The sequence below is a fragment of the Microcoleus sp. BR0-C5 genome (assembly GCF_036705045.1).
GTDB lineage: Bacteria > Cyanobacteriota > Cyanobacteriia > Cyanobacteriales > Microcoleaceae > Microcoleus.
Window position 1 is genome coordinate 25,506 of record NZ_JAUBTR010000065.1, and the last position, 13,352, is coordinate 38,857.

Genomic DNA, 13,352 nt, shown 5'->3' on the forward strand with positions numbered 1-13,352 from the left:
TTAGATTTTAGATTTTTAACACTCAACAGTCAATCGATTTTAGATTTTAGATTTTAGATTTTAGATTTTTAACACTCAACAGTCAACACTCAACAGTCAACACTCAACAGTCAACACTTAACAGCCATTAGTCAACTGTTAAATTCCGCTTCCCAAATCAGGACTAATTCTCGCGCCGCCGCAGTTCCCTCAGCAGGAAAACTTGCCAAAAAGTCTTTATCCGCCGCCACGTCGTAAGGCCCTTCCTTAAACTCCAAAATCACAGTATCCTGTGTCAAAGCTACTAACGTGTGAATAGTGCCCTCTGGCAGTTCGACAGCGCGAGTCGGGCCGGCCGCGCTGACTCGCAAGGATTGCAGGATTTGACCGTTTTCGCTCAAAATAACAATACCGACTTCTCCCTGAATCACCACAAAAAACTCAAAACCGTTAATTGCAGGCGGGCGCAGGTGTTGGTGAGGGCGGACGTAAGTGCCCGGTTGCAGCACGTTGACAAACCGCTGCACTTTTTCAGACAAATCGTGGAAATTGTAGTTTTGTCGCTGGCGGGGACTGCGGCGGGAGGAAGCGGCAACTTCGTCTAGCAATTCTTGCGTCAGCAATTTGATCGGAGGGGACTGCACAACAGATATCCTGTATTTAATAGTTTGTGAACAAATGGGCTAGTCTGGGATCATCGTTATCAGCATCTCTTGACACATGGAAATCGCAACTCAGGTGCGTATCACTAAGGCAATGCGTTTGTCAAGTATCTTTAGAAAAAGTATTAGCCCGATCGCCCTTTTGACTATTCTAGTCTGCGCCAATACCGTTTTTGCATCTGAACCGACGGCGGCAATGTTAGTTCAGCAGGAATTGTCACAGCAGCAACTTAAAGAAGAAATTCGCGATCGAGTTCAAGAAGAAGTTGACATTGCCTTCGGGCGCACGGCGGTACTGCTGAATGGGCTAGTAATTGCCCTAACTTTGTTTCCGGCAGCAGCCGGAGTCGGGGTTTGGTTTCTGTTGAGCAAATTGTCCAAGCAGACAACAATTGCCCGCCAAGAAATAGAAAGTCTCCATTACGATACAATCTCTCAATTAAAACTATTAATTTCGGACGCTGAAACTATCTTAGGCGAAATTCAACACCAAAGTCACGCGGCGGATGCAGAAACAGACCTTTTATTCCCCGATGCCCAAATTCAAGAATTTGCTCCGGTTAACTACGGCAATTACCAACAGTTATTGACAGCCGCCGACTATGCCAAACAGGGAGATGCTTGTTTCTTTGAAAACCGTTATCAAGATGCGATCGCTGCTTACGATCAGGCCCTGCAAATTCAGCCGGATTTAGCCGATACTTGGAATAACCGAGGAGTAGTGCTCACAAGAATGCAGCGGTATCCAGAGGCGATCGCCTCTTACGAACAAGCTACTACCATTCGCCCCAATTATCCCGATGCTTGGAACAATCGAGGCGTGGTATTGTTGGAGTTGCAGAAGTACCAGGAGGCGATCGGCTGTTACGAACAAGCAATTCAAGCCAAACCCGATTACGCCGATGCTTGGAACAACCGAGGCGTTGCTTTTTCCAAAATGCAGGAGTACGAACAAGCAGTAATTTCTTACAATCAAGCCCTACAAATTAAAAATGATTATACTGACGCTTGGAACAATCGAGGCGTTGCACTCTCAAAATTGCAAAAATACGAAGCTGCGATTGATTCCTACGACAATGCTGCTAAAATCAGGCCTGATTTTTACAGAATTTGGTACAACAAAGCCCGATGTTATGCGCTACAAGGTAAAATTGAATTAGCCATTGAAAATTTAAAGCGCGCCCTGAATCTCAATCCCAATGTGTGTAAAGAGTTGGCAAAAAGTGAAGCTGATTTGGAGAAGATTCGCGAACATGAGGCATTCAAGCAGTTGATAAGTTAATGGTGCAGAAATAATCGTCAACTATAGGATAACAAATAGGTCGTAAGATTAAATGAACCGCGAAGACGCTAAGGACGCGAAGGAAGAGAAAGAAGGGATGCAGTTTTTCCTTGGCGCTTTTTGCGTCTTCGCGGTTCGTTTTACAAATATTTCTGCAATAGCAAACCCATTTTCTCCTTAGTTGCGGCCGGCACTTGATCCAGCCGAGTCAGAATTGCATATTTTAAAGCTGAATGTGCATCAGATACGGGGGGATTTTCTGTTAGTCTACGGACTGTTTCTTGAATGACTTTTTGAGCATTCTCTGCATTGCGGTGCAAATTTGCTATTACCATTTCTACAGTTACGCTGTCGTGATCCTCATGCCAGCAGTCATAATCGGTGACTAATGCTAAAGTTGCGTAGGCAATTTCTGCTTCTCTGGCTAATTTTGCTTCCGGCAAATTTGTCATCCCGATGACTGTCGCCCCCCAACTGCGGTAAAGGTGGGATTCTGCTTTTGTGGAAAATGCGGGGCCTTCCATGCAGACGTAAGTGCCGCCCCGGTGCAGGGTAACGTCGGAGAGGTTCAAGGATTCGATCGCACTTGCCAATACTTTAGCCAATTCGCCGCAAACCGGATCGCCGAATGTGATGTGACCGACTATTCCTTCTCCAAAAAAGGTAGAAACTCGATTTTTTGTACGATCGATAAACTGATCCGGCACTACCATATCTAAAGGTTTCGCCTCTGCTTTCAGGGAACCAACCGCCGACGCTGAGATTAAATACTCAACTCCCAAACTCTTCATTGCATAAATATTTGCGCGATACGGCACTTCTGAGGGCAGAAAAGTGTGGTTGCGGCCGTGTCTAGCCAGAAATGCTACGGGCGTACCGTCCAATGTTCCCACAATTGCGGCATCCGATGGCGCTCCAAAAGGTGTATCAATTTTCACCTCTTCAATATCCTTCAGGGCCTCCATTTTATACAAACCGCTGCCGCCGATAATTCCGATTTTTGCTTGTGCCATTTTTACCCTCTGCTTGAGTTTTACCACAGTGATTCTATCGGGCCATCGTTAAGTTGACGTAAAGATAATTGAAGATTTGGTGACAACAGTCACCCCACATACACTATTTTGTCACCAAATATATGTGATCTTAATCACTAAGTAGCTTCACAAAATCTTTAAAAATAAAGGTACACAGTTCTGTTACTTATTTTTAGCGTGTTAAGGTCATGACACTCAGCTCTGCTAACGTCCCCAAAATCTCGATCGAGGCGATCGTCGAGCGCATCTTTGCTTTTCGCCAAATTACCCCCCTTGACAGACGGCTGCTGAAGTCAGCAATGCTAGCCCAGAAAGGTCTTAACGAAAAAGACCACTGTCACATCAACCGAGTGTGTCAGGGCATCCAAAACGGCTTGATTTTAGTTGTAGAATAACTTTGCTACACTATCTCTTGCTAGCTCAAGAAGCGGTTTTAAAATTAGTGTTTGAGTCTGTATCTCCTAGAACTGAGTTCGGGCGGTGTTTTACTATTTTTCGGCGCGCGATCAATCAACATCACAAATAATATTATTTATATCGTTGCCGGTGGCATCGGAATAATAATATCGAGTCAGCAGTCAACAGTCAACAATCATTTCCCTCGTGCAACCGGAATTGATATTACATCTTATCGATCAAAATTCAACAGCCAAAAGCCTGTATAAGTCATGCCACTATCATCGGGCTGCACTAACAAAAAATGTAATCCTTTACTTAATTGCTTGCGCTGTTGGTAAATTTGGGCCGCCGCTTTCACCTCGCTATCTTCAAAAGTAGCCACAACCCACCTATCTACTAACCCAGCTTCCAATATCAATCCGTCTGGTTCTCCAGCAATATAATTCAAAGCAAAAGGTTTGGCATCCTGAAGCCATTTAGCCAACCGCATAGACTGGCGTCCGCCGTCAATCACCACTCCCGGTACGGGTACTGTTGAAGCCAAGCCCAAATTCAGCGGTAACAGCAATTCTGGCATTTCCAAAATTGGCAGGGGACGCCCTTGAAAAGCATCTTCAATGTCGCCGGCGGGTAGGGAAGCAAAACGCCAGCCATCGCCCCAGAGGTTTTCGGGTAAGGGTACGGGCGGCGGCGATTCGAGGGCGATCGCACTGTAAGTTTCACCGGTATAATTAGGCATACTCGAATATTCTTTGGCGCGTTGTTGCAGCAACAATTTCAGAGCCGCAGTGCGCCGAGTCGCTTCTACCTTGATGCCCAAAACTTTGCCCGCCGCTTCGATTAAGCCCAGAGACTGAGGCCTAAATACTTGAATGAAGTCCGGCAAATTCTGAGTTTGAGCTTGCTGCTGCAACTGCGAGGCTAGCCAATTAGAATTTGCGTCCCCCTGGCTACAAACAGCGCTAAATTGAAAACTGCCTTCAGAGTCGCAAATTAAGAGTTCCCACAGTGGTTTGCCAGTTTCGTCTTGGAGAGGGCGGCGGTAAAAATCGGCTTGCCAAATACGCATAAATAATTTAAAAATAAAATCTACAACTCGATAATTTTAATATAGCCTGGTGACAATCCGATACAATACCGAACTTTGAAAAAAAACTTCGAGCGATATAGCCATTTTCGCATCATTTGTGAATTTCTTACTCCCTCCCCTTTATAAGGGGAGGGTTGGGGTGGGGTAAAAAATTTACGACGAGCGATATAGCCATCCTCGCATCATTTGTGAATTTCTTACTCCCTCCCCTTTATAAGGGGAGGGTTGGGGTGGGGTAAAAAATTTACGACTCCTGCAAGGATTGCAATATCTAACACCCCTTAAAAAAACTGCAACTGTAGGCCAGCGATCCAAACCGTGCTAATAATCAGTAATTCCCCCTTCTAAAATCTAAAATCTAAAATCTAAAATGGTATAACGGCTCGCTTAGCCATCCTCCCTTAGCAATTAGCCATTCCCAAATTTATTTAAGATGGCGAACCAAGTACATATCCAACTCGCCCTTATTTTTAGCATAAATTTTTCCTCGGTAGTCGCATTCAAAAAAATCTCTAACTAATTCAAACGTGTCGTGAGAGATATTGATATTTCCAGGTACGCCGGAAGATTCCATCCGAGATGCAGTATTAACTGTATCTCCCCAGACATCATAGGAAAACTTTTTATTGCCAATTACCCCAGCCAGTATTGGGCCTGAATGAATGCCAATGCGGATATCCCAATAAGGAATATTTTGTTGAGCTTTCTGCATTTTCCGCAAATCCATGAACTGTCGAATTTCTAGGGCCGCAAGTACAGCGTCAAAGGCGTGTGTTGGGCGAGGCGTAGGAATTCCGGCCGCGCACATATAGCTGTCACCAATAGTCTTCAGTTTTTCCATAGAATATTTATCCATCACGCGATCGAAATAAGAAAAACAATAATCTAGTTCGTCAACCAACTCTCGCGGTGTCATGTTTTCAGATAACTGAGTAAAGCCTTTAAAGTCAGTAAATAAAACCGATACGCTATCATAATAAAGTGGTTCCACTTTGCCGTTATTTTTGAGCTCCTCGGCAATTTCCACCGGGAGCACATTCAACAGTAGCTGGTCAGATTTGTGCTTTTCGGCATCGAGATCGGAATACAGGCTATTTATCTCTTTAAAGCGTTCAGCATTTCGGATAGCTGAAGATAGTTGCAAAGCCAAAAGATAGCCAATTCGCAAGTCTTCTTGAGTGTAAGCCCCCGCCTTGGTTGTGGCAAAATTAATGGTTCCTAAAACCTTACCTTCACTTTCCAACGGAAGGATAATCTGCGAAGCGTAGGGGGATAAAATAGCAGTAGCACCCGCTTCTTGAATTAATTGAGGTTGACGTGTTGTGAAAGCTTTCTTAATAGGGCTGCCCTCTCCGAGGGTAGAAATATCTACAGGGATATGCGGGCCAAATAAAGTCATGCAAGCATTAGTGCTGTGCAGACAAACGCTACAGTGTTCAAAGTCGAGCAGCCATTTGGCTTGCTTGCCTACTACTCGTAAAATCTGGGTGAGATCGAGGGTGCGGTTAATGGCAGTGGCAATTTCATTGACGGCGGAAATGCGGATGGAAAGCGCTTGAGCTTCTGCTAACAAACGGCGGGCTGTCAACAGAAGTTCTTCTCGATCTTGATCTTCTAGCCGATCGCCCATAATATGGGTATAAAATATAGATTACAAAGTATCTAGTTCGAGGGCTATTGCATCAGTATATCGGTTGACAAAGCTAAACAAGTCGGCTGTTGCAATAATCTCAAATATTTCAGAATCATCTAGCCCTAAATCCCGCAGGTTTTGGTAATCAGTTTCTGTCATCTCCAGCGGTTTTGTAGCAGCCAGCAAGCCAAAGGTAATTACGGCTTTATCACGTTTTGGCAAAGGGCAGTTGGCAAAGTCAGAAACTAGGGTTCGCAGTAGTTCTTCGCTCATCCCCAAGGCTGACAATCCGTGCAGGTGAACTTGGAGAGCGTACTGGCTATTATTTGATTGGGAAATAGCGACGCCGACCATTTCTTTAAGCGTGCGGGGTAAGTCTCCTTGTAGGATCGTTCCCCGGAATTTTTTCCAATTTGCTTCTAATAGGTCAGGGTTGATTGCCATTGACTTGAACAGGTTGGGGACGATGCCAAACCCCAAGTCTGTCAAGATTTCTTCGTACACTGCTTTGGCTTTAGGATCTGTAAGTTGCTCGTATTCTATAAGTGGAAAGTGTGTCATTGTTGTGTTGAATTTTACGGCAGTTAATTTGGGTGGGAATTTACGTGTTTGTTATGTAACGCCACTCAAAGGGCGACCTTACGACCTATCTTGGCTTTAGTCGGATTGATAATAAAATGCACCGCTGTCAGCAAACCGCGAATCATGAAAATGAGCTAGCAACAAATCTGATTCTTGAGGCTGGATTAAACCTGTAATTATAGCAGTAACCCGATCCAATAAAATTCTGTTGCGATCGGGTTTTACGACTAATTTTAGATGTTTCCAATGGTTGTTGTCAAGTATCGGCAATTCATCTGGCGCGACGGCGTGAAATCTTACCACAACTCTTGAATTAGATAATGCTGTTGCGATCGCTAATTTTTAGGCAAAAAACACTGTTCGATCGATCGCTCCGGCTCCACAAATGCCCTAAATCTTATGCTCCGGCGCGCGTACAGGGGAAGAAATAAAACGCTGTGCATCGAGTTTATTGAATTAATCAGACGCTCGATCGACAACCCATGCCCCAGACAAGCTACGCTAACGCCTGCGACTAGAGTTATTATGGGTAAACTGTAAACTTCTATCATTGTCGCTGCATTTGCTATGAACCCTGCCCTGACTCAATTTGGCGCTCAGATGTCCCACCTCACGGGAGTTCGGGCAATTATGAAAGATATTATAGAAACTCTCAGAGCCGGCAGCGGGCAGGAGTTTATCAATTTGAGCGCCGGAAACCCGGTGATTTTGCCGGAAGTTGAGCAGTTGTGGCGCGACTGCACTGCGGAACTTTTGGCGAGCCCGGAATACGGCGAGGTGGTTTGTCGCTACGGTTCCAGTCAAGGTTATCAGCCGTTGATTGATGCGGTGCGGACGGATTTTAACCAGCGTTACGGATTGAATTTGACGGATCGCAATATCTTAATTACTCCGGGAAGTCAATCGATTTACTTCTACGCAGCCAACGCTTTCGGCGGCTACACTACCAGCAAACAGCTTAAAAATATTGTTTTACCGCTGAGCCCAGACTACACGGGTTACGGCGGCGTTAGCTTGATTCCCGAAGCGGTAGTCGCCTGCAAACCTACCCTCGATATTGACGCAGCCGCCCACAGGTTCAAATACCGCCCGGATTTCAGCCAACTGTCGATCGACCAAACCACCGGCTGCGTCATTTTTTCCCGTCCCTGCAACCCCACCGGCAACGTTCTCAGCGACGACGAAGTTAAGAAAATTGCCGATTTAGCGGCCGCTTTTGACGCGCCGGTGTTCGTGGATTCCGCCTACGGCCCTCCCTTCCCGTCTTTGAATTTTACCGAAATGACGCCGATTTTTGGGGGCAATATCGTGCACTGTATGAGTTTGTCGAAAGCCGGATTACCGGGTGAAAGAATCGGAATTGCGATCGGCGATGAAAAAATTATTCAAATATTAGAATGTTTTCAAACTAATATGTGCATTCATTCGCCAAGATACGGACAGGCGATCGCAACTCGTGCCATTGCTTCCGGCGCTCTTGCGGATATTTCCATCAACGTAATTCGCCCGTACTATCAAAGCAAATTTGCGATCGTAGAAAGCACTCTAGAACAAGCAATGCCGAAAGATTTGCCCTGGTTTTTGCACCGGGGCGAAGGAGCAATATTCGCATGGTTGTGGCTGAAAGATTTGCCAATGACTGATTGGGAACTGTATCAAGAGTTGAAAAAAGTCGGCGTAATTGTCGTGCCAGGAAGTTCTTTCTTCCCTGGTTTGCGGGAAGATTGGCAGCACAAACATGAGTGTATACGCATCAGTTTGACTGCCACAAATGATGAGATTGAAACTGCTATGAAACGCTTGGCTAAAATGGTAGAAAAGCTTTATCAGTCAGTTGACAGTTGACAGTTGACTGTTAACATTCCCAATACTTCGGGTACGCGGTTCCTGAGCGACTCGTGCACAGCGTAGCCGGAGTAAGTCGAAGGGCATTACAAGTGACCAATTACCAATTACCCATGACCGCTGAACATGACTTCTTCCTTGGCAGATCGACTACAATTTAAAAAATAATTAGCAGCGCGGTGGGTTATGGCAGTGCAATTACTCAAAAGGTTGTTGACCGTAGAAGAATATCATTTAATGGGCAAAGCTGGTATTCTTTCCGAGGGCGATCGGGTAGAACTGATAGAAGGAGAACTGATCCAAATGGCAGCAATTGGAACTCGTCATGCTTCCTGTGTGAGACGATTCATCGGACTGTTCAGCGAAATTCCCAGTAACCGGGCTTTTCTGGATGTGCAAAACCCCATCCAGTTGAGCGAGCGCACCGAACCTCAACCTGATGTAGTATTGCTGCAACCCCGGGCTGATTACTATTCAACAGCACATCCAGTACCGTCAGAAGTTTTGCTGTTGGTAGAAGTATCCGATAGCACGGTTGATTACGATCGAGATGTGAAAGTTCTTATTTACGCTCGATCGCTCATTCCAGAAGTCTGGCTAGTAGATATAGAGGCACAATGTTTAGAAGTTTACCGCCAGCCAACTCCTAATGGTTACAGTTTAATCCAAAAATTTTGGCGGGGTCAACAAGTTGCGTCGCTCGCCTTTCCTGATTTGGAAGTGAATATCGATTTCGTACTGGGATAGATTCGGATTATAGGTGATAGAAAACATTCCCCAGTCCCCATTTTTCAATTAAACTACCCGATAAACAAAACTCAGAGTTGCCCAAACATTCACATCCAAAGCCAAATCATCCGTCGATAGCCCCACTTTCTGTACCCCCGAAATGCTAGCGGCGTGCAAATCTTCGAGTACCGCCCGCGCCACATTTAAAGGATTCAACAACACTCGAATGGGCAGGGCATCCCTCGTTTGCTGCATTTCGGCTTCTATTGCAGCCAGAGTTTGAGCGAAGTGACTCTCACTAAATATAATCATAATTTCCGCAAGTCCGATCGGCAAGGATACCGCCCACCCGATCGCCCCAGCCGCAGGTACAATCAAATTCTCCCCCGGAGCGATCGCCCGCGACATTCCCCCCACAGCGTCTTTGCCCTCAGCGCCGAGCACTGAAAGCCGTCCCCCGCTATCCGAGCCAAATACCGCAAAGTAAACCGGGCGATCGCTGTCGTTATACAATCTGCATTGAATTCGGCTGCTGTTGCTCACACTTAATATATGAGCACTGGCGGATTTCTCACTTTCTCCGCTCAGCGGTTCCAGCCTATAATCACCGCCGGCCCGCACCGGCTCTCGCTGCGCCACAGCCCGCGCTTGCGGTGCGGTAGTTGCCAGAACCGCCCGCACCTTCAGGCGCGAAGACCCCTCATTGGCTGTCAGCCGCAGCAACTTCGCAGCGTGCAGCGCTTTCAACTGCGGAGTCAAGCGCTGCACCGCCACCTTAACTGCTTCTCCCCCGTCGCCCTCAGTATCGGGAATCAGCATTTGAGCCAAAGAAAACAAACCGTAACGGCTTGGATACAAAGCAGGCTCGTGAGCCGAAGAAGTTTCGGCTAAAGTCGTTTCCGGGACTCTGCCGAACCGACAGTCAGCCAATTGCTCGCTGCCTACCGCCGAAACTTGCGGCACAGTCGCAAAGGCACTGGTAGCGTCCACCCGCTCGATGCGTTCCAAACCCGAGTCCAAAGCTACTGTCAAACCGATATTTCGCGGCAATACCCGAATTTCTTCCCTCACCAGTTCGCCGACTGTTAATTGGCCGTCTGTTTGAGCAGACCCGTCTACAACTTGGGCTTTAGCAGAGAGGCCCGTGCGTCCCCGCAGCAAAAGCCTCGCGCCCTCCGAGGAATCCACAGCAAACACAGAACCCCCGCAGCAATCCAAAACCGAGGGCGACAACCCCCCCAGCCACAACTGCACAGTTTTGCCTCCCTCTTCCACCGCCGTCACAGCGCCGTCAGATGCAGGGGAATTGAAGATTAAATTTGAAAAATTTACCGCCGGCGCGGTTGTTAAATCTTGATTGAGAATTTGCGGTTGCTGCGATAACCCCGCGATTTGCTCGACATTACCCGCGGCGCGACTGAAACTGACGCTGAAGCTGCTAGCGGGAGTTGCCCACCACAAAGTTTGCGTGAGGGCGTAGGTAAACAAACCTGCGGTAAATCCGTTCCACTCTTGTTCGGCTGCGAGTGCGGAATTTGCGCCTGCGGCAAGTAGGGCTGCCGTAGGACGGAGATTTGGGCGGGATCGGAGGTCTTGGGCAAACGTTAATTCTGCGAGGCCCGGCTCGCCGATGGTGGGGCGGGGGCGGGAGCGAATGCGAAAGTTACCGTTTTTGGAGAAACCCCGATAGGGGTAGCTGGTGTCGAGGATGGCGATCGCATTTTCTGTCGCGAGCGATCGCATCAACAATAACAGCGTTTCCTCTAAAATATCGTTCACCGCCCGGTTTGCTAACAGCGGCAAAACATCATCCGCCGGCACCAAACTGTTTTGGATTTTTCCGGGAGACTCGCCCAAGCTGACTCGACTACCGCAGCCGCTAAAGTGAAAAACTACCACGTCACCGGGTTTTGCTTGTTGAGTCAAGTGAGTCACAAACGCCCTCTCGATATTCTCCCTCGTAGCTTGAGCGTCAGTCAAAGTCAAAATGTCCGACGGCACAAACCCAAACCGATATATCAGCAGTTCCCGCTGCAATTCCACATCCGTGACGCAGCCGTGCAGAGGCGAGTCTGGATATTTGTCAACGCCCACCAACAAAGCCAATTTCCTGGCTGTCGGCTGCGCTAAGGCTTGGAGGTAGCGCGAGCCCAACGGCAGCCACAAAGCCTCGCTGATGCCGATGGCGGCCAGCACCCGGCCAGCTTGCTGCAAAAATTCCCGCCGCTTGAGTCCCATTTTTAAATAGCTTTGAATTTTTAGTTTTGAATTTTAAGTTAAATTCCCCTCCATAATTTTAGGGGAATTAATTAGATTGTGAGTGTTTAGTATTAAGGGAGTTTTTAAGTTTTAACTTTTGAGCTTTAAGTTTAAAATTTCCCATTTAAAACTCAAAACTCAAAATTCAAAACTATTCAGAATGTCGCCCACACCCAAGTTCAAGATTTAAATCTCGTAATTGAAAATATTCATGGCTTTGGCTAATTCTGCGGCGACTTCCGGCCGGGAAAACTGCGGCGGCGGCAATTTTCCAGCGCGCAGCATTTCCCGAACTTTGGTTCCAGACAAATGCACCCGTTGTTCGGGAGTGCTGGGGCTTGTTTTAGTTGTAGCCATTTGTTCGGTCAGCTTGCAATAGAAAGCGTGCTCGAATTTCATCGGCACAATTCCCAATTCTCCCGGCTCAAATTCGTCAAAAATATATTGGGCATCGTAAGTGCCGTAATAATCGCCAACTCCAGCGTGATCGCGCCCCACGATAAAGTGAGTGCAGCCGTAGTTTTTGCGGATTAAAGCATGAAAAATTGCTTCTCGCGGCCCGGCGTAGCGCATCGCCGCCGGATTAATTGCCAAAATTACGCGATCTTTTGGATAGTATTTTTCTAGCAGAATTTCGTAGCAGCGCATCCGCACATCAGCCGGGATGTCGTCTTCTTTTGTCGTCCCGACTAGCGGGTGCAAGAACAAGCCGTCTACTGTTTCTAAGGCGCATTTTTGGATGTATTCGTGGGCCCGGTGGATGGGGTTTCGGGTTTGGAAACCGACTATGGTTTTCCATCCTTTTTCTGTGAACAGCATTCTCGATTTCGCCGGGTCAATTTGGTATTGGGGAAAGCGGACATCTAGTTCGCGTTCCAGCAGCCAAATGTCGCCTGCGAGGTTAACGGGCCCGGATTTGTCTACTACCTGGACACCTGGGTGTTTGAGGTCGTCGGTGCGGTAGACGTTGAGGGCTTCTTCTTCTTTACTGTAGTGATATTTTTCTGCAAGTTCCAAAAGCCCGACAAATTCGCCCGCCGGGGTGTCGAGGCGCACTAAAGTTCCTGCTTTCAGGGGGGCGGCGACTTCTTCTGTTACCGAGAGGGTGATGGGAACCGACCAAGGGAGGCCGTTGGAGAGGCGCATTTGTTTGACGACCGATCGATAATCCGCTTCGTTCATGAACCCTTTGAGGGGACTCAGGGCGCCGATGGCGATCATTTGCAGGTCGGAGATCGATCGATCTGAAAGCTGGACTCGCGGCAGGGACTCTGCTTTATCGAAAAATTCTTGTCTCTGGTCTAGTGTGGCAATGCGGTTGACCAGGGTGCCGCCGTGAGGGGCAATGCGGTCTGAATGCTGGCTCATGTCGATTTGAAGTTGTGGGTTTTAGCTGCCAGAGTATATCCTACCAAAGTATTGTTACAATTAATTAATTTTCCTCACTAAGTCGGCACACATGGTTTTTAATGTTGCTATTAACCATAATTTATTTCGCCAGTCATGACACTTTATAATTTATTAGTCAAATCTATCGATTTCTGGCAAAAGCATTCAGGATTGAGCAATCTCAAAACTCATACTATTTATTCTAAAATCCTCGGCTCTGACTCTGTAGTGATCGATTTAGGCGCCAATCTCGGTCAATTTAGCGAAGCGATAACTAGCGAATTCAATTGTACCTGTTACGCCATAGAAGCCGTTCCTTCTGTGTATTCTCAACTCCCAGAGAATGGCTTACTTAAAAAGTTTAATTATGCTATATCAGACCGAAATGAACCGGGAGCGTGTCACTTTTGCGATGAGTATAAATACTGGTGAACCCCACCATGACTTTTTTACCGATCATCAGTATAAT

Annotated in this window: 12 protein-coding genes; 4 read left to right on the top strand and 8 right to left on the bottom strand. The window is 47.0% G+C overall.

Annotation, left to right across the window (positions count from 1 at the left end):
- Positions 1–131: 131 nt before the first annotated feature.
- Complete coding sequence (locus QUB08_RS24585) at positions 132–623, bottom strand: WbuC family cupin fold metalloprotein (protein WP_333153040.1); 492 nt, start codon at positions 621–623, stop codon at positions 132–134.
- Positions 624–699: 76 nt separating this feature from the next.
- Here QUB08_RS24585 and QUB08_RS24590 point away from each other — a divergent pair, with 76 nt between their 5' ends.
- Positions 700–1,923, top strand: coding sequence for a tetratricopeptide repeat protein (locus tag QUB08_RS24590; protein WP_333227946.1), 1,224 nt, complete (start codon positions 700–702; stop codon positions 1,921–1,923).
- A 140-nt stretch (positions 1,924–2,063) separates the two neighbouring features.
- Here QUB08_RS24590 and QUB08_RS24595 read toward each other — a convergent pair whose 3' ends face one another.
- The gene (locus QUB08_RS24595; RefSeq protein WP_333227948.1) at positions 2,064–2,936 is read right to left on the bottom strand and encodes an S-methyl-5'-thioadenosine phosphorylase; all 873 of its coding nucleotides are present in this window, start codon (positions 2,934–2,936) and stop codon (positions 2,064–2,066) included.
- Positions 2,937–3,145: 209 nt separating this feature from the next.
- Here QUB08_RS24595 and QUB08_RS24600 point away from each other — a divergent pair, with 209 nt between their 5' ends.
- A complete protein-coding gene (locus QUB08_RS24600; protein ID WP_333227950.1) occupies positions 3,146–3,352 on the top strand; it encodes a hypothetical protein in 207 nt (68 codons plus the stop codon).
- Positions 3,353–3,585: 233 nt separating this feature from the next.
- Here the strand turns inward: QUB08_RS24600 and QUB08_RS24605 are convergent, their stop codons facing one another.
- From QUB08_RS24605 to QUB08_RS24620, 4 genes are all read right to left on the bottom strand, one after another.
- Positions 3,586–4,425 (bottom strand): Tab2/Atab2 family RNA-binding protein, encoded by an 840-nt coding sequence (locus tag QUB08_RS24605; RefSeq protein WP_333227952.1) that lies wholly within the window; start codon positions 4,423–4,425, stop codon positions 3,586–3,588.
- Positions 4,426–4,870: 445 nt separating this feature from the next.
- The gene (locus tag QUB08_RS24610) at positions 4,871–6,076 is read right to left on the bottom strand and encodes an adenylate/guanylate cyclase domain-containing protein (RefSeq protein ID WP_333227954.1); all 1,206 of its coding nucleotides are present in this window, start codon (positions 6,074–6,076) and stop codon (positions 4,871–4,873) included.
- A gap of 21 nt (positions 6,077–6,097) precedes the next feature.
- The gene (locus QUB08_RS24615) at positions 6,098–6,640 is read right to left on the bottom strand and encodes a peroxidase-related enzyme (RefSeq protein WP_333227956.1); all 543 of its coding nucleotides are present in this window, start codon (positions 6,638–6,640) and stop codon (positions 6,098–6,100) included.
- Positions 6,641–6,736: 96 nt separating this feature from the next.
- Positions 6,737–6,964 (bottom strand): hypothetical protein, encoded by a 228-nt coding sequence (locus tag QUB08_RS24620; RefSeq protein WP_333227958.1) that lies wholly within the window; start codon positions 6,962–6,964, stop codon positions 6,737–6,739.
- Between the two features lie 264 nt (positions 6,965–7,228).
- Here QUB08_RS24620 and QUB08_RS24625 point away from each other — a divergent pair, with 264 nt between their 5' ends.
- Positions 7,229–8,506, top strand: a complete 1,278-nt coding sequence (locus QUB08_RS24625) for a valine--pyruvate transaminase (RefSeq protein WP_333227960.1) — start codon at positions 7,229–7,231, stop codon at positions 8,504–8,506.
- 186 nt (positions 8,507–8,692) lie between these two features.
- Positions 8,693–9,253, top strand: a complete 561-nt coding sequence (locus tag QUB08_RS24630; RefSeq protein ID WP_333175182.1) for a Uma2 family endonuclease — start codon at positions 8,693–8,695, stop codon at positions 9,251–9,253.
- 48 nt (positions 9,254–9,301) lie between these two features.
- Here QUB08_RS24630 and QUB08_RS24635 read toward each other — a convergent pair whose 3' ends face one another.
- Both QUB08_RS24635 and sat read right to left on the bottom strand, forming a co-directional pair.
- On the bottom strand, positions 9,302–11,473 hold the full coding sequence (locus tag QUB08_RS24635; RefSeq protein WP_333227962.1) for a caspase family protein: 2,172 nt from the start codon (positions 11,471–11,473) through the stop codon (positions 9,302–9,304).
- A gap of 207 nt (positions 11,474–11,680) precedes the next feature.
- Positions 11,681–12,862: a sulfate adenylyltransferase gene (sat, locus tag QUB08_RS24640; RefSeq protein WP_333227963.1), complete on the bottom strand. Its 1,182-nt coding sequence runs from the start codon at positions 12,860–12,862 to the stop codon at positions 11,681–11,683.
- Positions 12,863–13,352: the final 490 nt, after the last annotated feature.